Below are 21553 nucleotides of genomic sequence, written 5' to 3' on the forward strand. Positions count from 1 at the left end.
TTAAGCTAATTTTATTTTTCCTTTTGAATTATCCTTTTCAGCTTCTTCTGTAGCAGCATTAATAAGCGTTACATGGCTTGGAGTTTTTGGAGTAAAAGTTAACATTAAATCTTGAATTGTTTTGTGTTCTCCTATTACTGTTAAATAAAGCTTCTTTTCTTCTTCTCGTGGAGCAATAAACAAACATCCAGACTCATGAACTACAACTTCGGCTGCATTTTGAGGATACATAAAAATATCATTGATTTTTTCATCTTTAAGATTAATTCTTGTTGGCCCACTATCAGAAATCTCAAGCTTCAGCAAATTATCAACTTCTAACTCATATTCTACCGCATATACATCACTAAACTTGACTAAAGCAATAAACCCTATCATAAACCTCAAAATTCTAATACTCATTTTTTTATTCCATTCTCTTTAACGCCAGTTAACAACAAAAGGTAATTAGGACTTCGCTTGTAAGTCAAAAGGTAAGTCTTATCGACAGCTATATGTTTACTATCGCTAAACCAATAACGAAGCGTTCCACTAATTAATACTCCATCCTTTATCACTTCAACCTTCTTCGGAAAAAAGACTGAAGACACATTTGAGCCTTTAACAAATTGCAAGTGATCATGAAAAAATTTATTTAAAGATTCAGTATTACTAGATGCAACTTTCATGTCTGCTATTTGTCTTTCTACCTCATTTGGAGAAGTAGTAAATAAGAGTTTCGTTACATAAATTGCCCATTCCTTTAAATAGGTTTCATGGTAATTTTTTGATGAAACCATCATTTTACGATCAGGCTCCATTGCTGGAATTAATAACCACTTTTCTTCTTTGGTAATTGCAGCCATTATCGCAATTATATTAGCTGCAGCTAGCAATATAGTTACTGAAAGTAAGCATTTATTATATTTAACCAGCTCTTGTATAGCATTTTGCTTAAAGAGATGATTCATTACTTGCCAACTTTTTTGCCCAAAAGCCTTGGATATCCTAATGGAGCTGGCAATAAACCTTTAGCTACTAAAAAACTTTTTAGCAAAAAATTCTCAGATACCTTCTTAATTTTCTTAAAGCAATAACATAGAGCAATTCCTCCAACCATAAAGGCTAGGCCTAATTTAGCATGCCTGCTGTTTAGTAGTACAATTCCTGGAGCTACTCCAGCTAGCACTACTCCCCATTCGTCAATGCTCAAACCCATATACTTCAACGGCCTCGATAATGCCCAACATAATTTTTGATTTTGTATAATCACCTTCAGCCTCAATTGTAGCATGAGATTTCTCATTCTGCTACTATAATGTTTAAATTAGCTAAATATCTTCAAACACAGATTTTACCTGCAATAATTAGTGTTCATATATGCATGTGCGACATGAAATCGCACTATTCTTACCACAACGTTTATATCAGTCAGATAGTATTATAAATATTATAACTTCTAGCACATTCACTAATTATTTGTATAGCCTTAGACATATACTCTCGTACTAACTCCATACAAGCTATAGTATAAGGTATTGTTGAGTTTGGATTAATATGATTCAATGCTATACTAATTGTCCTCTGACTTTCGCCTGCATCCCCCATACAACTTGCAAACGTCCTTCTTAGATCGTGTATTCTGAAATTTTTTATGCTTGCCTTTTCACAAATTATCTTCCATGCGGTATTTGGATGCGATAAGTGTCCGCTTTCGCTAGTAGAACTTGGTAGTACCCATTTACTTGTAGATATTAATTTCCTTGCTTGCAATATTTCCATTGCCTCATCTGTTAATGGTATATTTTGCGCCTTTCCGTTCTTAGTTTTTGGTATATGCCATATTTTTCTTTCAAAATCTATATTGTCCCATTCCATCTCTAACACATTACTTTTTCTAGCTCCAGTATATAACGCTAGTAATGCAAAATCTCTTATCAATGGACTTGCTTCTCCGCATAATACTTGTAAAAATCTACCCATTTCATCGTAACTTAGACGTCTCTCTCTTGCTTGCAGTTTATGCTGCTCTATCCCTAGAGTAGGATTGTTTTCTATTAATCCCCATTTTATTGCCTTATTAAATATAGTGCGTAAGGTTGCTAGCAATGCATTTGCTGTGGCATATTTTCCCTCTTTGCTGATATCATTGAATATTGGTTCAATATCACTCATTCGAATCTTGCTTATCTTTTTTTCATATAATGCTTGTGCATAAGTATGTACTCTGTCAGCATTCTCTTTCCAGTTTATAGTATATATTTTGGCATACTCTTCAATATACTTATAACACAGCTCTTTGAATGTAATATCGTTAGCTTTTCTTTCTCTTTCTTTTATACGATTCTCATTTTCTTCTATCTGTTGTTGATGTTTTACTGCTCTTGGATCTATTCCGTTCGCCATTAATGTCTTTAATTCTCTTGCTATTTTTCTAGCTTCTTTAATAGATAAATATGGAAATTCCACTATCCTTATTTTTAAACTCTGGTTTTTATATTTTTGTTCTAAAATCCATGTTTTTCTTACTATTCCTCCACAGACTGTACATGAGATTTTCAGTTTAAGTCCTATTATATCTGGATCGTGGATAATTAATAATTTTTCTCCCTTAGGAATTTTAATTTTACGTAGTGCTCGATTTATAAACTTTGATGATATTGAAGTCATAATCACCCCACATAATATTAATATTTATTATTAAAGTATTACGTTTAATTAAACAGATGATCTATATTATACTTTTTATTTGATAGCAAATTTTTATACTAATTTGTTCATAATACATATAACTTAAAAATCACTTATCAATCCCAGGTTGTATATATTTTTCGATCATTAGATTAACCTCTAGATTGAAAACTGGCCCCCAATTTCCTAAATTTTCTGTCAACCTTTTGTCAACCTTTTGCTTTAATTTTTTTGTTATATTGACAAATATTGGAAATATATTTATAGTTAAAGTTGAAGCTTGATTAAAAATATTAATAAAAGTTAACACAAGTTAATAGTAGGTTCTATAAAGTGTAGAAGTTAATAAAAATTAACTTTTCTTCTCCCTTATACTTGATCTACCTTTGCACTTTTACCTATAGAACATCTTATTGATTTAAAGATATTAGAAGAACAATATAAGGAACTCGATAGCAATAAAGCTATAGTCATTTTCAATGAAGTTTGCGTATAAAATATCCTATTGGTAAATTTTATAGCTATTGTCGCTTTTTTCTATGCTCAAACTTCATTGAAAATGACTATATAAGAATAGATGGTATAGCTAAAGTACTATAAAACAGTTATGTTATATATTTTTCAAATTTATAAACTTATATTAACTAAATATTGATTCTAAAAGAATAGTGTGATATATAGTACTCAATTAATGCATATTATAACCTTTCTAAAAAGCAACGCTTAGTATTGCAAAGCTAAATTATATAAGGAGCCTAGAACATGCGTTGCAGAAGCACTACGCAACTTAATATCCAAGCAATGGACAGCATTAAACTATGTCGTATGCTTAAAGATAGAAAGATATTATCTGAAACTATTATAACAGAGATTTTAAATAGAGCTTTGTTTTTACTACAAACTGAAGATACAAGATACAATAGACTGCAGTTTGATGCCAGAGGTTTAGCAACAATTGTATACCAATTGGCAAAATTAGACTATGGTATAAGTACTGAATTTCTTCATGCTTGGACAAATAAAGCTATAAATCTAATTGAGGATTTTATACCTCAAGGGTTAGCTAATTCCATATGGGCATTTGGACATTTAGGAATAAAACCATCAGCTCAATTCATTAGACCTTTTTCGAAACTGGTTAAGGTAGTTCAAAATTATAAATGCCAGAGATCAAATTAAATCTAAGACCGAATCTTTTACCTCTATTTCGATATTTGTCAGCAATAATTTTGAACCGTTTTAGCATAGCAATAACGTTTTCATTGACAACTCTTTTTCCTGCTAACCTACGATTATTCTTTTTATCATTTTTAGTTAAAGGATTTTTCTTGCTTTTTTTCTTTGGTAATGCAGAATTATTGTGAATTTTTTGTATACCTTGATATCCTGTATCAGTAATCGCTTTAATCTTAGGATGGATAAGAATTTTGGATTCCTTAAATAATCTAAAGTCATGTTTTTTACCGTTAGAAAAATCTGTACATATTACTTGGTGTGTTTTCTTGTCTACCACTATTTGAGTCTTTAGTGTATGCCTTTTCTTCTTTCCTGAATAATAGAATTTTTGTTTTTTTTGGGTCTTTCTATTGGACTCTCAGTAGCATCAATCAAGACTACTTCATAATTCATATCGCTATTCATTAGAGCTTTACGACCTGGAAGAGCAAAGTTTGGGTGTTTAACTAAGGTGTCTTCTACCCATTTTACAGCCTTATATGCTGAACTTTCACTAATCCCATAGTTCTGACCTATATGAAAATAAGTACGGTATTCTCTAAGGTATTCTAAGGCCATCAATAACTGTTCCTCCAAATTGAGCTTATTTTTACGCCCTCCTTTTGATTTCTTAACACCATCAGCTTTCCTCAAAATATCCACCATCTTTGAGAATGTTTTCTTCCTTACTCCTGTTAATCGACGAAATTTTTCATCCTTTAACTCTTTAATCTGATCTAATTTCATTATTACTTCAAATCAGATTTTTATAACACCATTTTACATCATTGTGTAGTTTCGAAAGAAGTCTATTAATGCTTGGATACATCAGGCTACTACAAGCATAGATAAGTTTATACCTCAAAATTTAGCTAATTCCATATGGGCATTTGGACATTTAGGAATCAAGCTAACAACTCAATTCATTAATGCTTGGATACATCAGGCTACTACAATCATAGATCAGTTTAATACTCAAGAGTTAGCCAATTCCATATGTGCATTTGGACATTTAGGAATCAAGCCAACAGCTCAATTTATTAATGCTTGGATACATCAGGCTACTACAATCATAGATCAGTTTAATACTCAAGTGTTATCTAATTCCCTATGGGCATTTGGGCATTTAGAAATCAAACCCATCAGCTCAATTCATTAATGCTTGGATACATCAGGCTACTACAATCATAGATCAGTTTAATACTCAAGGGTTAGCTAGTTCTATTTATGGAATATTTATATTAAATATTTTATGCAACTCTAAAATTAAAGTACCACAGCCATTTATTGATACTGTTAATAAAAACATTGCACTGGTTGATGAGAATAATGAGAATATTAGTCAAATTTTAAAAGCGCATTATTATTTTGGTAAACAAGGTGTAGGAATATTAACTTCACAAAATCGCCAACTTTTTGAAAAGAAGTGTAAAACTAATTTTACACATTCCCATACTTCAAATCTACAACTAAATGTACTGAAGGTAGTCAAAAAAGTAGTAGCACAACATACTGTTAAAAGTGAGCATTATATTAAGCAGATTACTTCCAGAGTTGATATCTTTATTAAAGAGGAAAATACAGTAATCCAAGTAGATGGGCCAAGTCATTTTAACGACAATAATGCTCCTAACGTTTCGACTAGGCTGAATACTGAATTATTGAAAAGTTACGGATACACAGTACATAGAATTCCATATTGGATTTGGGATAAGTTAAGAACAGATACTGACCAAGGACAATATATATGTAAATTGATATGTAATGATAAATCTGCTTCTAAATCAGATATGTTAGAGGAAATATTCTATGATGCACAGGAGAATATACCAGAGCAATCAACAAGTGAATTTCTACCTCATTCTGAATTATCGATATCAGAAGATGTATTTTATGATGCATACGAATATATTCTACCAGATTCATTAACACATGAATCTTTATCTCATTAGACTTCTTTCGAAACTATACAATGATGTAAAATGGTGTTATAAAAATCTGATTTGAAGTAATAATGAAATTAGATCAGATTAAAGAGTTAAAGGATGAAAAATTTCGTCGATTAACAGGAGTAAGGAAGGGAACATTCTCAAAGATGGTGGATATTTTGAGGAAAGCTGATGGTGTTAAGAAATCAAAAGGAGGGCGTAAAAATAAGCTCAATTTGGAGGAACAGTTATTGATGGCCTTAGAATACCTTAGAGAATACCGTACTTATTTTCATATAGGTCAGAACTATGGGATTAGTGAAAGTTCAGCATATAAAGCTGTAAAATGGGTAGAAGACACCTTAGTTAAACACCCAAACTTTGCTCTTCCAGGTCGTAAAGCTCTAATGAATAGCGATATGAATTATGAAGTAGTCTTGATTGATGCTACTGAGAGTCCAATAGAAAGACCCAAAAAAAAACAAAAATTCTATTATTCAGGAAAGAAGAAAAGGCATACACTAAAGACTCAAATAGTGGTAGACAAGAAAACACACCAAGTAATATGTACAGATTTTTCTAACGGTAAAAAACATGACTTTAGATTATTTAAGGAATCCAAAATTCTTATCCATCCTAAGATTAAAGCGATTACTGATACAGGATATCAAGGTATACAAAAAATTCACAATAATTCTGCATTACCAAAGAAGAAAAGCAAGAAAAATCCTTTAACTAAAAATGATAAAAAGAATAATCGTAGGTTAGCAGGAGAAAGAGTTGTCAATGAAAACTTTATTGGTATGCTAAAACGGTTCAAAATTATTGCTGACAAATATCGAAATAGACGTAAAAGATTTGGTCTTAGATTTAATTTGATCTCTGGCATTTATAATTTTGAACTACCTTAACCAGTTTCGAAAGAGGCCTAATATCAATCTATCCCTGTAACTCTTATTCTACTTCTATCGAACTCGGAATATATTTTATAAAGTTATTATATACTAAATAAGCAAATATTCAATCTTAAATTGATTCATATTTTAACTATTTTTATATGTTTCTTATTTTGTAAAAGAAAAGAGAAAATAGTTATAAGTATACAAGTTAGATATAAAAATATGCTAAAACACAGAGAAATAAGTGTTACAGATCTTTTTATGCTTATATATTAAGCTATTTGTTGATATTTGCACTTCAGATTATCTCATCACCATATCTAATTCAACATAATTTACTATATTCCAAACCTTGGTTACTATAATATTAACTAGACAATTTCACTTTGACAAACTCAACTCTATTTAAATTAGAGCATAAAGTTAAGTGAATATCTCCATTATTTATAGCAGTTACTTTAGCTACTGCTATCCCATATGGATAATATTGCCCATCACCTGATGTAACAAATATTTCTCCAAGTTGGACCTTAGTATTTTCATCGAGATATAAAGGCTTTACAGCATAGTTATCACTTCCTCCGCCAACAAGGATAGCTCTTTCTTGAGAAATTGAAGATATCACTGGTATTTTTGAATTTGAATCAGCCAAAAGGAGAATTTTAGAGTAATTATTACTTACCTCAATTACTCGGCCAATTAATCCATGATTATCATATACAACATTATTTTTCTCAATGCCTTGATTAAATCCTGCTGATATAATTCCTAATTTATTATAAGGTGTAGAGCTAATTGATAATAGCCTTGTAGTAATTGAGTTATTAAGCGCTTCACCACTAAAGCTGATAAAATTTTTTAATCTTTGATTTTCAGCATTTAATATAACTAGTTTTTGCTCAACATCTTGTAAATAAGATATTCTTGAGTTTAATTCAGCATTATCTCGTTTTAACTGATCCAGTGGTTTAAAATATTGCAATAAATTAGCATAGGCATTACTAATATAATTTAGAACTGATAAAGAAGTCTCAAGTATTTGACCAGTATTTTCAAGTACAATAGCCTTGACATGTGTAGTATTAGAAAAATGCATTGTACACATAGACACGATAATTATAAAAATAGCTGTAACTAGGCGAAATTTTGTTAATACAGTTACTAAATGTTTAAGTATATTTTTGCTCTGGTACTTATAACGATTTTCTAAAAGTGCCATAGAAAATTAGTGCTGTTTAAACAGTACATGCTTTAATCTGTCAAAGTCTTCTAAGATTTCGCCGCTCCCTAAAGCTACGCAAAATAAAGGATTTTCAGCAATGAATACTGGCAATTGAGTTGTTTCTTTTATTAATAAGTCTAAATTTTTAATTAAAGAGCCTCCACCGCTTAACACTATACCTTTATCTGCAATATCTGCAGAAAGCTCTGGAGGTGTGCACTCAAGTGTAGCTTTGATTGTTTCTATTATCTGATTTACTGGCTCAACTAAACTCTCAGCAATTTGTTGTTCAGAAATTGTAATTCCTTTTGGTACACCATTAATTAAATCTCGACCTCTAATCTGGATAGTTTTAGCTTCTGTATTTGTAGAAACATAAGCTGTTGCAATTTCCTTTTTTATTCTTTCTGCTGTAGGATCTCCTATTAACAAGTTATGATAGCGCCTGATATATGAAGATATTGCTTCATCCATTTTATCACCACCTACTCGCACTGATTTTGAATATACAACTCCACCAAGTGATAGTACAGCTACTTGCGTAGTTCCACCTCCAATTTCTACTATCATTGATCCAGTTGGAGATGTAACAGGTAATCCAGCCCCAATTGCTGCTGCCATTGGCTCTTCTATTAAAAATACTTCACGCCCTCCAGCGCTTTCTGCTGCCTCTTGTATGGCACGCCGCTCAACTGGTGTTGAACCTGAAGGTACACATATAATTATTACTGGTCCAGCAAAGCTTCTACGATTATGTACTGAATGAATAAAGTGCTTAATCATTTCTTCAGCACTTTTAAAATCAGCAATAACACCATCTTTCAGTGGTCTTTTAGCTTCAATATCTGATGGAGTTTTACCTAACATCATTTTAGCTTCATGCCCAAATGCATAAGGTTTATAAGATCCTCCTTCTCTAATCAATGCAACAACCGATGGTTCATTTAATACTATTCCTTTGCCCTGTACATAGACAAGTGTATTAGCTGTACCTAGATCAATAGCCATATTAGAAGAATAAAAACTTAGTATTTTTTCTTTTGCTTGTTTAATATATTTCTTTAAAACCATAATCTATATAGAATAAAAATATAAGTTAACAAATATAATATAGCTGCACTTGTTTTTAAGTAAACGTAAAATATTCATTACGTAATAAATTAATTAACAATTATACTAACATTATCATTGGATTTTCTATGATTTCTCTAAAAATATTTAAGAACTTTGCTCCAACTATACCATCAACTACTCTGTGATCACATGAAAGTGATATATCAATTACTCTAGCAACAGTAATTTGATTATCAACAACGACTGGCATCTTAATAGCAGCTCCAATACTAAGTATACAACTTTGAGGAGGATTAATTATTGCATTAAATTGCTTAATACCATACATACCAAGATTAGAAATAGTAAAACTACCCCTTGAAACTTACTATGGTTAAATTCATTAGCTCGAGCACACATAATCAAACTTTTTGCCTCATTAGAAATTACAAATAAAGATTTTTTATCAGCATTTCTAATAATAGGAGTTAATAGGCCATCTTTAACAGCAACAGCAATACCAATAGCAATATCTATTGAATCATATTTTCTAGTACCACACTCTTCCCAGCTAGAGTTAATTATAGGTACTCTAACTAAAGCTATAGCAGTAATCTTGATCAGCAAATCGTTAACTGATATTTTTATTTCTTCATTAAACCTCGTTCGAAACTGGTTAAGGTAGTTCAAAATTATTTCTGATAAATATCGAAATAGACGTAAAAGATTCGGTCTGTGCGTCAAGAAAAGGTGAATTAATCTTACTGGTGAAAGTCCAGTTATGGAAGGAGAAGCTAGATCCACCATATAGCGAGTCTTGTGCTGCTGAAGGTAACGACAGTAGTAAAGCGTAGACAGTGAAACATTCGAGCCGAAACCAAATGGTGAACGTGATAGCCCTGAAAGTGAGATGTAGTGGAAGCCGATATGTTCTAGCACATAGTAGGCAAAAGAAGATTGGAGGTCAAACTAGTAAAAATCCAAAAATTTTCAACCACCGGGGTCGCAGGCGTCAGCGAGTTTGTAAAGATTAATGACACAACTTGAGAAGTCCTTATAACTCTTACGTAATTAAGTAAGTATTCAAAGTACAAGTGATGAAACATAAGGCTTTGGAGATGGTGTAAGGATGGCTGAGTTAGCCATAGTAGTGATGAAACCTAGTAATGTGGGTGGAGCAAAGGGTTAGCAGAAAAGTAAGAATGCAAGAGGGAAACAATGGCTGTACACAGCATAGACAGAAATACATGGTTAACGAAACTTGAGCGTATAAAGTTGCTATCATCGAAAAATCAAGACATAAAGTTTAATAATCTAAATCAAGACATAAAGTTTAATAATCTTGGACATATCATTGATTTAAAGATATTAGAAGAACAATATAAGGAACTCGATAGCAAGAAAGCGATAGGAATAGATGGTATAACCAAAGAGGATTATGGTAAGAAGTTGAAAGCAAATCTGCTCTCGCTTCTTACTAGAATTCGCAAATGGCAATATCAAGCTAAACCTGCACGAATAACAGAAATTCCAAAAGAAGATGGAGGCAAAAGACCTTTGGTAATATCATGTTTTGAAGATAAGATAATCGAGTCTACAGTAAGCAAGATACTAAACTCTGTGTTTGAGCAAATATTCTTAAAGTATTCCTATGGATTTCGACCTAAATTAAATGCACACGATGCTTTAAGGAAGTTAAATAGACTTACGTATAACTTCAATAAAGGGGCTATAGTAGAGATTGATATAACAAAGTGTTTCAATACAATCAAGCATTGTGAGTTGATGGAATTTCTAAGAAAGAGAATATCTGACAAGAAATTTCTAAGACTAGTTATGAAACTGATTGAAACACCAATCATAGAAAATGGTACTATAGTTACTAACAAAGAAGGTTGTCGTCAAGGATCAATAGTTTCACCAATTCTGGCAAATGTCTTTCTGCATTATGTTATAGATAGCTGGTTTGCAAAAATCAGCAAAGAAAACTTAATGGGACAAACAGGAATGGTGAGGTACTGCGACGATATGGTATTTGTCTTTGAAAAGGAAACAGATGCGAAAAGGTTTTATGATGTTTTGCCTAAAAGGTTAAATAAGTATGGGCTAAATATCAATGAAGCTAAATCACAAATGATAAAATCTGGTAGAGACCATGCTGCAAATTTAGCCAAACAAGGCAAGAAGATCACAAGTTATAATTTTCTTGGATTTACTTGCTATTGTGGTAAATCAAGATTTGGCACAACATGGAGACTAAAATATACCTCAAGAAGAGATCGTTTTACTGAGAAACTGAAAGGACTGAGAAAATATTTGCGTGGTCAGCTAAATACGCAAGACAAAACGCAGGCATTATCACAAGTCATTAGAGTTATTAGGTGAATGGATCAACTATCATGGTATATCTGATAATAAAAGACGAGTAAGTTCATTTATCAACCAAAGTAAACGGGCAATATATAACTGGTTTAATAGAATGGGAGGAAAACGTAAGATGAATTGGAAAAGACTAACCGAGATACTTAAAAGAGTAAATTTTCCTAAAATTGGAAAGATTGTCTCAATGTTCTAGACAACAAATAAGGCATAATGCTTATCTTATTTTTGAGAGCCGGATGCGGTAATTCTGCAAGTCCGGTTCTGAGGAGGGGCCTAATTGAGCAATTGGTTAGGTCTACTCACATAGTTTTAATTTGATCTCTGACATTTATAATTTTGAACTACCTTAACCAGTTTCGAAAGAGGTCTAATGTAGGTAATCATATTTATTATAGATAATATTAAGTATATCACCTATTCCATAAAGAGTTATGTTTAAAAGTAATGGAGAAATTAATCCACATTATGGAGTATAAGTTGTTGTTTTGATAATCCTGCATTACACCATATTTAAGCCATGCTTGAGCCCAATTACGAATAGAAAAATTTCCTATAATTTTCAAAAGAAAATTATGATCAATATTATCAAATGCTCCTTTTACGTTTGATACAGGTTAGAGGTATCAAACGCATAAAACATCTACAGTGCACTATAAAGATGAAAAATCTAACTTGCTGGAACGATAAATGTTTATTTTCTTTCTGCTACTTGAGCACGTTCTGTAGTTATATGGTCAACTAATCCAAACTCTTTTGCTGCTACTGGATCCATAAAGTTATCACGTTCCATACTTTCCTCTATTACCTGTAATGGTTGATTAGTATGATGAACATACAAGTTATTAATAATCTTTTTCATTTTAAGTATTTCCTGTGCATGAATTTGAATATCTGTAGCCTGCCCTCGAAATCCGCCTGATGGCTGATGAATCATGATTCTGCTATTAGGCAAACAATGACGCATACTCTTCTGGCCTGCTGCAAGTAGCAATGATCCCATTGAACATGCTTGTCCAAGGCATAATGTTAATACAGGTGACTTAATATATTGCATTGTGTCATATATAGCCATGCCTGCAGTTACTGCTCCACCTGGGGAATTAATATACATAAAAATCTTTTTATCAGGTGATTCAGCTTCAAGAAACAATAATTGCGCTACAACCAAATTTGCCATATGATCCTCTATTTCACCACAAACAAATACAATTCTCTCTTTAAGTAATCTAGAGTAGATGTCATAAGCTCGCTCCCCACGATTAGTTTGTTCGACAACCATAGGTACATATAAAGAGGTTTGATTATTATTCATAAAATATCCTTAATTTGTATTGAAAATTATTATAGATAAATTTTAGCTAAATAAGTATTAGCAATTTTTACATAATGCGCGTGATTGTCAAGGGCTGATGTTATAATATTCTGAAATGAAGAAGCGATATGATATAAAGATATAGAAAAATATTTAATAGACCTCTTTCGAAACTGGTTAAGGTAGTTCAAAATTATAAATGCCAGAGATCAAATTAAATCTAAGACCGAATCTTTTACGTCTATTTCGATATTTGTCAGCAATAATTTTGAACTACTTTAACCAGTTTCGAAAGAGGTCTAATGTAAGAAAAAGAACTAAAATTAAGATTAAGTAATATATAGCTAAACTAGTATAAAGCAATTATAACAATAAGATGTAATGAAAAAGTAATTAGTATGACATATTCTATAGATTTTTGGAGAAAAGGGCTAAGCATAAAGACAAGATAGAAAATTAGTTTTGAAAAAGCATCTAAACGTTTTGTGACAGAAAAGAATACATTAGACTTCTTTCGAAACTAGACAATGATGTAAAATGGTGTTATAAAAATCTGATTTGAAGTAATAATGAAATTAGATCATATTAAAGAGTTAGGTGATGAAAAATTTCGTCGATTAACAGGAGTAAGGAATGGAACATTCTCAAAGATGGTGGATATTTTGAGGAAAGCTGATGGTCTTAAGAAATCAAAAGGTTGGCGTAAAAAAATAAGCTTAATTTGGAGGAACAGTTGCTGATGGCCTTAGAATACCTTAGAGAATACCGTACTTATTTCCATATAGGTCAGAACTATGTGATTAGTGAAAGTTGAACATATAAAGCTGTAAAATGAGTAGAAGACAGCCTAGTTAAACACCTAAACTTTGATCTTACAGGTTGTAAGGCTATAATGAAGAGTGATATGAATTATGAAGTAGTCTTGATTGATGCTACTGAGAGTCATACAGAAAGATCCAAAAAAACAAAAATTCTATTATTCAGAAAAGAAGAAAAGACATACACTAAAAACTCAAATAGTGGTAGACAAGCAAACACACTAAGTAATATATACAGATTTTTCTAACGGTAAAAAACATGACTTTAGATTATTAGACTTCTTTCGAAACTATACAATGATGTAAAATGGTGTTATAAAAATCTGATTTGAAGTAATAATGAAATTAGATCAGATTAAAGAGTTAAAGGATGAAAAATTTCGTCGATTAACAGTAGTAAGGGAGGGAACATTCTCAAAGATGGTGGATATTTTGAGGAAAGCTGATGGTGTTAAGAAATCAAAAGGAGGGCGTAAAAATAAGCTCAATTTGGAGGAACAGTTATTGATGGCCTTAGAATACCTTAGAGAATACCGTACTTATTTTCATATAGGTCAGAACTATGGGATTAGTGAAAGTTCAGCATATAAAGCTGTAAAATGGGTAGAAGACACCTTAGTTAAACACCCAAACTTTGCTCTTCCAGGTCGTAAAGCTCTAATGAATAGCGATATGAATTATGAAGTAGTCTTGATTGATGCTACTGAGAGTCCAATAGAAAGACCCAAAAAAAAAATTCTATTATTCAGGAAAGAAGAAAAGGCATACACTAAAGACTCAAATAGTGGTAGACAAGAAAACATACCAAGTAATATGTACAGATTTTTCTAACGGTAAAAAACATGACTTTAGATTATTTAAGGAATCCAAAATTCTTATCCATCCTAAGATTAAAGCGATTACTGATACAGGATATCAAGGTATACAAAAAATTCACAATAATTCTGCATTACCAAAGAAAAAAAGCAAGAAAAATCCTTTAACTAAAAATGATAAAAAGAATAATCGTAGGTTAGCAGGAAAAAGAGTTGTCAATGAAAACGTTATTGCTATGCTAAAACGGTTCAAAATTATTGCTGATAAATATCAAAATAGACGTAAAAGATCGGTCTTAGATTTTAATTTGATCTCTGGCATTTATAATTTTGATCTACCTTAACCAGTTTCGAAAGAGGTCTAGTATTTTTTTTGGTATAAACTTCTTTCCAAATCTTATCTTTTACCATCTCATTCCTGATACATTATTTTTACGAGTTGCAGTTAATAAACCTATAAATGTAAAAATTTTTCCTGGTTTGTGCTGATAACTTTTGTGATTCTGTTGATTGACTACCTTTCTTCTCTTTCAGCACTTCTATAAATCTGTCCATCTCTTTCTCTGTCACATATCTATTTCTTGATTCTTCCTTATGATTTTTCATTCTATGAATAGGATTTCTATCTACTATAGTCATTTACAATGAGATTTGAGCATAAAAAAAAGCGATAAAAATTAATATAATCTGTGGGTTATAAAGTTATTTTTTTGCTACCTTATTCTCTAATTTAAATCTGATAGAAAAGTTTTGAGCTAATATGAAGATGTGGATTAGAAATCAAATTACTCAATTACTAAAAATACGTTTATTATAACAAATTGCTAACTTTGTAGAATCAATGTAATATATCTAGTCTAAGTATAATAATAGGTTAATACTATGTTTACTAGTTAAATAAAGTCATACTTTTGTAAAACTATTAATATAACTAAGATCTTCCTCACTGCGTAAAGTCAAAATTTCAACTCCAGCATCTGCTACTAATAATGTATGTTCATATTGTGCTGATAAAGAACGATCTTTAGTAACTGCAGTCCAGCCATCAGATAAAATTGTTGCATAAGGTTTACCAACATTAATCATAGGTTCAATAGTAAACGTCATACCTACTTTCATATATTGATCTTCACAACTTGCATCATCATAATGCAAAATTTGTGGATCCTGATGTAACATTTTGCCAATACCATGTCCACAAAAATCTCTTACCACGGAGTAACCATATTTTTTAGCATTATTCTGAATAACTCTACCAATATTTCTTATACTTGCATTGGCCTTTACCTGATTGATACCATAATATAAACATTCTTGTGCACATTGAACTATCCTTTTTGCCATTACTGATGGCTGACCTACAAAATACATTTTACAAGTATCCGCAAAAACGCCATCTTTACTTAAAGATATATCAATATTTAGTATATCTCCATTTTTCAACAATTTATCATTAGGTATACCATGACAGATTACATGATTAACTGATGTACATATTGATTTTGGAAACCCTTTATATCCTAAAGGAGCTGGAACTGCTCCATGCGATATAATGTAATCGTGGCAAATTTTATTTAACAGATTACTCGTTACTCCTGGCTGAACATATTTTTCAATCATTTCTAAAGTAGATGCTGCAATCTTGCTAGCAGCTCGCATTTTTTCTAGAAAATCACTTTGTTGTTGAACCAATCGCATATCATTAACCATTCAATCAAGAATTGCTAAATTAGCAAAACTGAAACTTAAAACCAGTACACCAAATCAATTATCATTAACAAAAATTACAATTTATAGATAACCTTATATTGTTCCATCTACAATAGGTTACTTTAACTTGTAATATAGACTTCTTTAAGCTTCAAATTATATAAGGCAGTGATTCAATTAATCATAAGCCCAGATCAATTAACTTTTTGTTATTTACAAGCAATGACTTGTCTTTAAACTTCTGACAACATTTGTGCATGCAATTTTATTGCGCGTGCTGATTTTTAGTTTTTTATCTTATCATTTTACCATATTTGTTTTTAATTTTCCAATTTAAAAAACATAACCTCAACAAAAATATCAAAATAATTACTTTATAATGTAAAAAACAAATCAGAATCGACGCTCTCTGCAATAATCCTGATACAATCATAAATGTTTATCAATTGTTAATGGTTGAATTACACCAAATCTTTTTCTTTAAATTTTTTGAAAAACTTCGACGATATAAAAGTTGAAAAGAAATAAAAAGAGATACATTTGAAAAAGAAATAGAAATTTTTTATGTTTCAAAAAATGTAGAGAAGACATTATAGTTATCCACAATGAGGTTTGAGCATAGAAAAAAGCAATAAAATAGTTAATATAATCTGTTGGTTGTAAAGTTATTTTTCTGCTACCTTATTCTCTAGATTTAAATCCGATAGAAAAATTTTGGGCTAATATGAAGCTGTGTATTAGAAATCAAATTACTCAATTTGGTAAATTTTATGAATCTATTATCGCTTTTCGCTATTCTCAAACCTCATTGTAAATGACTATAGTGTGAAAATTCATAACAGATCACAGATCTATGATGAGTATAATCAATATAGAAAAGATGTTTTAACTAACCATTAATAGTTTCTATAATATGCCCTTTGTTAAGAAGTAAAGATTTATAGAAGTCTAAAACAAATTTTATAAAAAAGTGAGTTGCTATCAACGTAAGAAAGAGAAGTAATTATATAAACCAAGAAATAATTAATTAGAAAACAGTATCTAGTATGCTTTAAATGCATATGTTTTAGGATTAAGACCTATAAAAGCTACAACTTGTTTAGCAGAACTAAATTTCTCAATATTTGCTAAAAAAGCAAGAACTATAGCTTGTGTTTTTGCTCATACACATGGTATTGATGTAAGTAATGCAGCTTTATTAAGAAGATCTTTGTTATTTTTAATATGACCATTTCTCTAGTTTGTTTTTCAAGGAATTCAATATGAATGTGAATGTTATCAGCAATTGCTTTAGATGTGTCTTCTAATCTACTTGTTTCTTAGGTTTTATGTTCAAAAAACATTCATGTGATTAACTAGCTGCTGCAGTTCTTAAATATGAACTGGCAGTGATACTATCTGGTTTCAGTACCTCGCAAAAATATGCTATCAGTTGTTTGCTTTATCTATTTTTGTATGACTAAGTTTACCCATTGCAAAACCTTTCATACAAACATGTCCAGTTTCTCTGCTTTTTAACCATGTGACTAATTTGTTAAACTATTCAGAATTATTATTAAATTTTCTTGTTTGAGCTTTATTATTAGTTAACACAGCTGAGTCAAATATCTCTTTAAAAACGTTAATTCCTACAATTATACTATTTATAGTCACAAAATTTTATGTTAAACTTAATACCTCAAAACCAGCCTTGTAAATACAGGCTTTTTAGCCTAAGAATACTGTCCAGTTTAAAAAAGCTAGTTACTTATCTACAACACACGCTATTAGCCTTAGGCTTAATATATGCTAGCTTTCTTTTGTGCTATTGCTATAACTTTTATTTTATTGCAATTTTACTTATTTTTATCATACAAAGATCCAATTAAAATCACTTTTTTGATTTGATCAGTTTTATATTCATCATAAAGAATAGCTGTATCTACTAGCTGCAGAACGATTGGCTCTTGTGATGAAGGCTGTTAGCCACTGTACCTACGACGACTCCAGTAAGCAGCTCAGCTCTAGCAGAACTATCGCTAGTAACATAGTGCTCAACATTCTTTTTTGGTTCAGCTTCAGCTCTCCTAAGATTTACAAATGATTTTACTACTACAGGAGCTTACTTTGTTTTGTCATCATGGCTGGAATTTGAAATATGATATTAACATCAGCACTAAACCCATTGCTATCATTATTATAGACCTTGCTTATGCTGATTCTCAAATATCTCAAATTTTTGGTTAAAATTATTAATTTTTGTAGTAGTTTCTAAATATCTGCTCTCTATTACACTTTCTAATCTATCTTATAATGTTTTGACTTCACTAAGTATTCCATCTGTCTATTTTGCTCTCAAGTCTACAGCTTATTCTACTCCAAAAACCTCTTCTCCTGACTCACGATTTTCTGTAAAAGTTATAGATTCTTTCGTTTTTCCACTTTCAGATAAAAAATACGACACAAGCATTATTGTGATGCTTATAAAAGAAAAGTTAAGGCAATTACTGGCTTTCAGCGAATAATACTCGCTAATTCTGATAACTTGCTATTAGACCTAACATCAGATTCAGACTTTTTGGTTTGTCATTTAGCTCTAAATCTTCTTCTTTTGTATTCTCATTGTTTGAATTGTCCTGTTGCACTATTCCTCTGCTTTTTGAACGCGGAATGATATTTTCAATAAAGTTATAAAATATTGTTGCATTAGACCTCTTTCGAAACTGGTTAAGGTAGTTCAAAATTATAAATGCCAGAGATCAAATTAAATCTAAGACCAAATCTTTTACGTCTATTTCGATATTTGTCAGCAATAATTTTGAACCGTTTTAGCATACCAATAACGTTTTCATTGACAACTCTTTCTCCTGCTAACCTACGATTATTCTTTTTATCATTTTTAGTTAAAGGATTTTTCTTGCTTTTTTTCTTTGGTAATGCAGAATTATTGTGAATTTTTTGTATACCTTGATATCCTGTATCAGTAATCGCTTTAATCTTAGGATGGATAAGAATTTTGGATTCCTTAAATAATCTAAAGTCATGTTTTTTACCGTTAGAAAAATCTGTACATATTACTTGGTGTGTTTTCTTGTCTACCACTATTTGAGTCTTTAGTGTATGCCTTTTCTTCTTTCCTGAATAATAGAATTTTTGTTTTTTTTGGGTCTTTCTATTGGACTCTCAGTAGCATCAATCAAGACTACTTCATAATTCATATCGCTATTCATTAGAGCTTTACGACCTGGAAGAGCAAAGTTTGGGTGTTTAACTAAGGTGTCTTCTACCCATTTTACAGCTTTATATGCTGAACTTTCACTAATCCCATAGTTCTGACCTATATGAAAATAAGTACGGTATTCTCTAAGGTATTCTAAGGCCATCAATAACTGTTCCTCCAAATTGAGCTTATTTTTACGCCCTCCTTTTGATTTCTTAACACCATCAGCTTTCCTCAAAATATCCACCATCTTTGAGAATGTTCCCTCCCTTACTACTGTTAATCGACGAAATTTTTCATCCTTTAACTCTTTAATCTGATCTAATTTCATTATTACTTCAAATCAGATTTTTATAACACCATTTTACATCATTGTATAGTTTCGAAAGAAGTCTATTATTGCTACTGTTATTATTAGCAATAATGCAATTATTGCTTGCAAAATTACGCAATTTTTGCGCCATTTCTAACCTCTAAAAATGTCAGATATAGCAGGTGGTTCAAGCGGTTTTTGCTTTCAAAAACCACGTTTTTATACCGCGTAAATATAGCAATTTAGTAGCCATACTCGAAATTTAACACTCTGAAAGACTTATAATAACACATTAGTCTTAAATATTAAAATAGATCTCTTTCGAAACTGGTTAAGGTAGTTTAAAATTATAAATGCCAGAGATCAAATTAAATCTAAGGCGGGATCCTTTACGTCTATCATTTATCATCAATAATTTTGAACTACCTTAACCAGTTTCGAAAGAGGTCTATTGCATAATTATATTGTATATTATCTCTTGTATACCTTTTTCATTATGCTTTTCATATTTTTTCGTATCCTAATCTTGCGTTTTAAGTATGGATTCTTATCTTCTTTCACTGCTGCTAGAATTTTAGCATTTCTTCTAGAGTTATATATAGTCATTTACAATGAGGTTTGAGGATAGAAAGAAGTGATAATAGATTCATAAAATTTACCAAATTAAGTAATTTGATTTCTAATCCACGGATTTATATTAGTCCAAAACTTTTCTATCGAATTTAAATCTAGAGAATAAGGTAGCAGAAAAATAACTTTACAACAACAGATTATATTAACTATTTTATCTCTTCTTTCTATGCTCAAACATCATTGTAGATGACTATATACTGATTCTATCTGCCTTATAAGATAAATTTTACCTATAGACAAGGTTTTAGAGTAAAACTAGCAATCTCTCTATGATGATTAATAATTATATGTAGCTTACATTAGACCTCTTTCGAAACTGGTTAACGTAGTTCAAAATTATTGCTGATAAATGTCGAAATAGACGTAAAAGATTCGGTCTTAGATTTAATTTGATCTCTGACATTTATAATTTTGAACTACGTTAATCAGTTTCGAAAGAGGCCTATTCAAAAACCATCCTGTAGAACTCTTACAAATTTGTACTATACTTTGAAATGTTTTATGTTTATAAATTCTCAAATTATCACATACAGGAAGCTTTGTTGAGTCACTGTATTATACCAAATAATATTTTTTCTGTTTCTTTGTTCTGACATGGATTGTAAAATAGTACCATAGGCATTAACTCTATAAATCTGTTATGGCTTACTATCTTTGAAAACTCCTTTTTATAATCTTGATACATACAATTATAAATAAAAAATTTTTAATTGTCATATTACCATTATCGTAATGATTTCCGATAGGATCATATTACAACTCCTTTTATATTTGTTGGAGGGTTTGATATTACATATTTTTTTATTCCTTCTTCAAAATACTTGCAAAAATTATCTGTTATGCAGAAAATCTCTACCAGAGAAATCATATTAACTTTTCCTTTTTTATTCTTGAGATCTTTATACTTTCTCATATATTTTTCTATTACTTCTATCATATATTTCTATTAATCTATTCTTGTAATCCTTATTTCAAATATATTCCAACATTTTTCCTTATATCAAACTCTGGTTTATATCCTGAGTTTGATATAAGGAATAGGCTAAGATGTAGGAAGAACAATTGTTATCGATCTTAATACATATTATAGTGTTAAACATATGTTTTTATTAAAAATGTGGTAGTTATAACAATTCTTTTATGCTTATTTTTTTACTTTTTAGGTTTGCACTATTCCTGTAATTATTACTCTTCTTAATAGTAAAGCATATTCTCTTATATCAAACTTTGGTTTCTATAAAGTCTTTCTGCATATTGAATAATTTATCATTGCTATGTTTACATTATTATAGTAGTTTCAATAATTTTAATTTTGGTGGCAAAATTAAAATTATGATTTAAAAGATAGTAGTTGACAATCTAAAGAGTATAGCATATTAATAAG

19 protein-coding genes and 6 pseudogenes are annotated in these 21553 nt (G+C 30.7%); 7 read left to right on the forward strand and 18 right to left on the reverse strand.

All coding sequences use genetic code 11. The annotated features are described in order from the left end of the window. The 5 genes from OTBS_RS06260 to OTBS_RS06280 form a co-directional block, all read right to left on the reverse strand. Positions 1-402, reverse strand: a complete 402-nt coding sequence (locus OTBS_RS06260) for a hypothetical protein (RefSeq protein WP_011944247.1) — start codon at positions 400-402, stop codon at positions 1-3. Then, entirely contained in the window at positions 399-950 is a 552-nt protein-coding gene (locus OTBS_RS06265) for a TraE/TraK family type IV conjugative transfer system protein (RefSeq protein ID WP_011944688.1), read from the reverse strand. The genes OTBS_RS06260 and OTBS_RS06265 overlap by 4 nt, the downstream gene beginning before the upstream one ends. After that, a complete protein-coding gene (locus OTBS_RS06270) occupies positions 950-1285 on the reverse strand; it encodes a hypothetical protein (protein ID WP_011944246.1) in 336 nt (111 codons plus the stop codon). The genes OTBS_RS06265 and OTBS_RS06270 overlap by 1 nt, the downstream gene beginning before the upstream one ends. A 125-nt stretch (positions 1286-1410) precedes the next feature. Beyond that, positions 1411-2649, reverse strand: coding sequence for a tyrosine-type recombinase/integrase (locus OTBS_RS06275; protein ID WP_080571797.1), 1239 nt, complete (start codon positions 2647-2649; stop codon positions 1411-1413). 130 nt (positions 2650-2779) lie between these two features. Continuing rightward, complete coding sequence (locus tag OTBS_RS06280) at positions 2780-2980, reverse strand: hypothetical protein (protein WP_011944860.1); 201 nt, start codon at positions 2978-2980, stop codon at positions 2780-2782. Positions 2981-3495: 515 nt separating this feature from the next. Here OTBS_RS06280 and OTBS_RS06285 point away from each other — a divergent pair. Beyond that, positions 3496-3849: a hypothetical protein gene (locus tag OTBS_RS06285; protein WP_232488954.1), complete on the forward strand. Its 354-nt coding sequence runs from the start codon at positions 3496-3498 to the stop codon at positions 3847-3849. On the opposite strand, the gene OTBS_RS12555 is transcribed toward OTBS_RS06285, so the two are convergent. Then, positions 3809-4632, reverse strand: a protein-coding gene (locus OTBS_RS12555) for an IS5-like element ISOt6 family transposase (RefSeq protein WP_157866399.1) whose coding sequence is annotated in 2 segments (ribosomal slippage) — positions 3809-4245 and positions 4245-4632 — 825 coding nt in all. Because the reading frame shifts where the segments join, the coding sequence is not laid out codon by codon here. The genes OTBS_RS06285 and OTBS_RS12555 overlap by 41 nt on opposite strands. Before the next feature lie 899 nt (positions 4633-5531). Between OTBS_RS12555 and OTBS_RS16690 the strand changes: the two genes are divergently transcribed. Together OTBS_RS16690 and OTBS_RS06305 are read left to right on the forward strand one after the other, a co-directional pair. Then, the gene (locus tag OTBS_RS16690; RefSeq protein WP_232489055.1) at positions 5532-5837 is read left to right on the forward strand and encodes an RAP domain-containing protein; all 306 of its coding nucleotides are present in this window, start codon (positions 5532-5534) and stop codon (positions 5835-5837) included. Between the two features lie 62 nt (positions 5838-5899). Next, complete coding sequence (locus tag OTBS_RS06305) at positions 5900-6724, forward strand: IS5-like element ISOt6 family transposase (protein ID WP_041621276.1); 825 nt, start codon at positions 5900-5902, stop codon at positions 6722-6724. Between the two features lie 355 nt (positions 6725-7079). Here the strand turns inward: OTBS_RS06305 and mreC are convergent, their stop codons facing one another. The 3 genes and pseudogenes from mreC to OTBS_RS12560 all read right to left on the reverse strand — a co-directional run bounded on the left by mreC (position 7080) and on the right by OTBS_RS12560 (position 9794). Then, positions 7080-7931, reverse strand: a complete 852-nt coding sequence (mreC, locus tag OTBS_RS06310) for a rod shape-determining protein MreC (protein WP_011944863.1) — start codon at positions 7929-7931, stop codon at positions 7080-7082. Between the two features lie 6 nt (positions 7932-7937). Next, complete coding sequence (locus tag OTBS_RS06315) at positions 7938-9005, reverse strand: rod shape-determining protein (protein WP_011944864.1); 1068 nt, start codon at positions 9003-9005, stop codon at positions 7938-7940. Between the two features lie 100 nt (positions 9006-9105). After that, positions 9106-9794, reverse strand: a pseudogene (locus tag OTBS_RS12560) (2-oxo acid dehydrogenase subunit E2). A gap of 411 nt (positions 9795-10205) precedes the next feature. On the opposite strand from OTBS_RS12560, the gene OTBS_RS06325 reads away from it, so the two are divergent. Beyond that, positions 10206-11372, forward strand: a complete 1167-nt coding sequence (locus OTBS_RS06325; protein ID WP_080571877.1) for a reverse transcriptase domain-containing protein — start codon at positions 10206-10208, stop codon at positions 11370-11372. Positions 11373-12060: 688 nt separating this feature from the next. On the opposite strand, the gene OTBS_RS06330 is transcribed toward OTBS_RS06325, so the two are convergent. Together OTBS_RS06330 and OTBS_RS14355 are read right to left on the reverse strand one after the other, a co-directional pair. Further along, the gene (locus tag OTBS_RS06330; RefSeq protein ID WP_011944867.1) at positions 12061-12681 is read right to left on the reverse strand and encodes an ATP-dependent Clp protease proteolytic subunit; all 621 of its coding nucleotides are present in this window, start codon (positions 12679-12681) and stop codon (positions 12061-12063) included. A gap of 177 nt (positions 12682-12858) precedes the next feature. Further along, a pseudogene (locus tag OTBS_RS14355) lies at positions 12859-12954 on the reverse strand (IS5/IS1182 family transposase); the annotation flags it as partial. A 296-nt stretch (positions 12955-13250) separates the two neighbouring features. Between OTBS_RS14355 and OTBS_RS12570 the strand changes: the two are divergent. Then, positions 13251-13721, forward strand: a pseudogene (locus OTBS_RS12570) (transposase family protein); the annotation flags it as partial. A 117-nt stretch (positions 13722-13838) separates the two neighbouring features. Then, positions 13839-14658: pseudogene (locus tag OTBS_RS12575) on the forward strand (IS5 family transposase). A 559-nt stretch (positions 14659-15217) separates the two neighbouring features. Here OTBS_RS12575 and map read toward each other — a convergent pair. The 5 genes and pseudogenes from map to OTBS_RS17645 all read right to left on the reverse strand — a co-directional run bounded on the left by map (position 15218) and on the right by OTBS_RS17645 (position 19687). Further along, positions 15218-16024, reverse strand: coding sequence for a type I methionyl aminopeptidase (map, locus tag OTBS_RS06355; protein WP_371220264.1), 807 nt, complete (start codon positions 16022-16024; stop codon positions 15218-15220). Positions 16025-17089: 1065 nt separating this feature from the next. Then, a pseudogene (locus OTBS_RS12580) lies at positions 17090-17677 on the reverse strand (transposase); the annotation flags it as partial. A gap of 857 nt (positions 17678-18534) precedes the next feature. After that, positions 18535-18744, reverse strand: a complete 210-nt coding sequence (locus tag OTBS_RS15460; protein ID WP_041621281.1) for a hypothetical protein — start codon at positions 18742-18744, stop codon at positions 18535-18537. Beyond that, a protein-coding gene (locus tag OTBS_RS12590) for an IS5-like element ISOt6 family transposase (protein WP_157866401.1) occupies positions 18731-19554 on the reverse strand; the annotation gives its coding sequence in 2 pieces (ribosomal slippage) (positions 18731-19167 and positions 19167-19554; 825 coding nt in all). Before OTBS_RS12590 ends, OTBS_RS15460 begins: the two co-directional genes overlap by 14 nt. A 7-nt stretch (positions 19555-19561) precedes the next feature. Next, entirely contained in the window at positions 19562-19687 is a 126-nt protein-coding gene (locus OTBS_RS17645; protein ID WP_269763919.1) for a hypothetical protein, read from the reverse strand. 811 nt (positions 19688-20498) lie between these two features. Here OTBS_RS17645 and OTBS_RS14365 point away from each other — a divergent pair. Further along, positions 20499-20594 (forward strand): annotated as a pseudogene (locus OTBS_RS14365) (IS5/IS1182 family transposase); the annotation flags it as partial. Here OTBS_RS14365 and OTBS_RS18425 read toward each other — a convergent pair. Both OTBS_RS18425 and OTBS_RS06380 read right to left on the reverse strand, forming a co-directional pair. Continuing rightward, positions 20554-20688, reverse strand: a complete 135-nt coding sequence (locus OTBS_RS18425; RefSeq protein WP_080571878.1) for a hypothetical protein — start codon at positions 20686-20688, stop codon at positions 20554-20556. The pseudogene OTBS_RS14365 and the gene OTBS_RS18425 overlap by 41 nt on opposite strands. 229 nt (positions 20689-20917) lie before the next feature. Beyond that, positions 20918-21106, reverse strand: a complete 189-nt coding sequence (locus tag OTBS_RS06380; RefSeq protein WP_041621283.1) for a hypothetical protein — start codon at positions 21104-21106, stop codon at positions 20918-20920. Positions 21107-21553: the final 447 nt, after the last annotated feature.

This window comes from Orientia tsutsugamushi str. Boryong, assembly GCF_000063545.1.
Taxonomy (GTDB): Bacteria; Pseudomonadota; Alphaproteobacteria; order Rickettsiales; family Rickettsiaceae; genus Orientia; species Orientia tsutsugamushi_C.

Excerpts from the sequence above, each read along its gene's own strand:
- OTBS_RS06260 (WP_011944247.1), bottom strand. The coding sequence starts at position 402 with ATGAGTATTAGAATTTTGAGGTTTATGATAGGGTTTATTGCTTTAGTC.
- OTBS_RS06265 (WP_011944688.1), bottom strand. The coding sequence starts at position 950 with ATGAATCATCTCTTTAAGCAAAATGCTATACAAGAGCTGGTTAAATAT.
- OTBS_RS06270 (WP_011944246.1), bottom strand. The coding sequence starts at position 1,285 with ATGAGAAATCTCATGCTACAATTGAGGCTGAAGGTGATTATACAAAAT.
- OTBS_RS06275 (WP_080571797.1), bottom strand. The coding sequence starts at position 2,649 with ATGACTTCAATATCATCAAAGTTTATAAATCGAGCACTACGTAAAATT.
- OTBS_RS06285 (WP_232488954.1), top strand. The coding sequence starts at position 3,496 with ATGCTTAAAGATAGAAAGATATTATCTGAAACTATTATAACAGAGATT.
- OTBS_RS06305 (WP_041621276.1), top strand. The coding sequence starts at position 5,900 with ATGAAATTAGATCAGATTAAAGAGTTAAAGGATGAAAAATTTCGTCGA.
- mreC (WP_011944863.1), bottom strand. The coding sequence starts at position 7,931 with ATGGCACTTTTAGAAAATCGTTATAAGTACCAGAGCAAAAATATACTT.
- OTBS_RS06315 (WP_011944864.1), bottom strand. The coding sequence starts at position 9,005 with ATGGTTTTAAAGAAATATATTAAACAAGCAAAAGAAAAAATACTAAGT.
- OTBS_RS06325 (WP_080571877.1), top strand. The coding sequence starts at position 10,206 with ATGGCTGTACACAGCATAGACAGAAATACATGGTTAACGAAACTTGAG.
- OTBS_RS06330 (WP_011944867.1), bottom strand. The coding sequence starts at position 12,681 with ATGAATAATAATCAAACCTCTTTATATGTACCTATGGTTGTCGAACAA.
- map (WP_371220264.1), bottom strand. The coding sequence starts at position 16,024 with ATGGTTAATGATATGCGATTGGTTCAACAACAAAGTGATTTTCTAGAA.
- OTBS_RS17645 (WP_269763919.1), bottom strand. The coding sequence starts at position 19,687 with ATGGCGCAAAAATTGCGTAATTTTGCAAGCAATAATTGCATTATTGCT.
- OTBS_RS06380 (WP_041621283.1), bottom strand. The coding sequence starts at position 21,106 with ATGATAGAAGTAATAGAAAAATATATGAGAAAGTATAAAGATCTCAAG.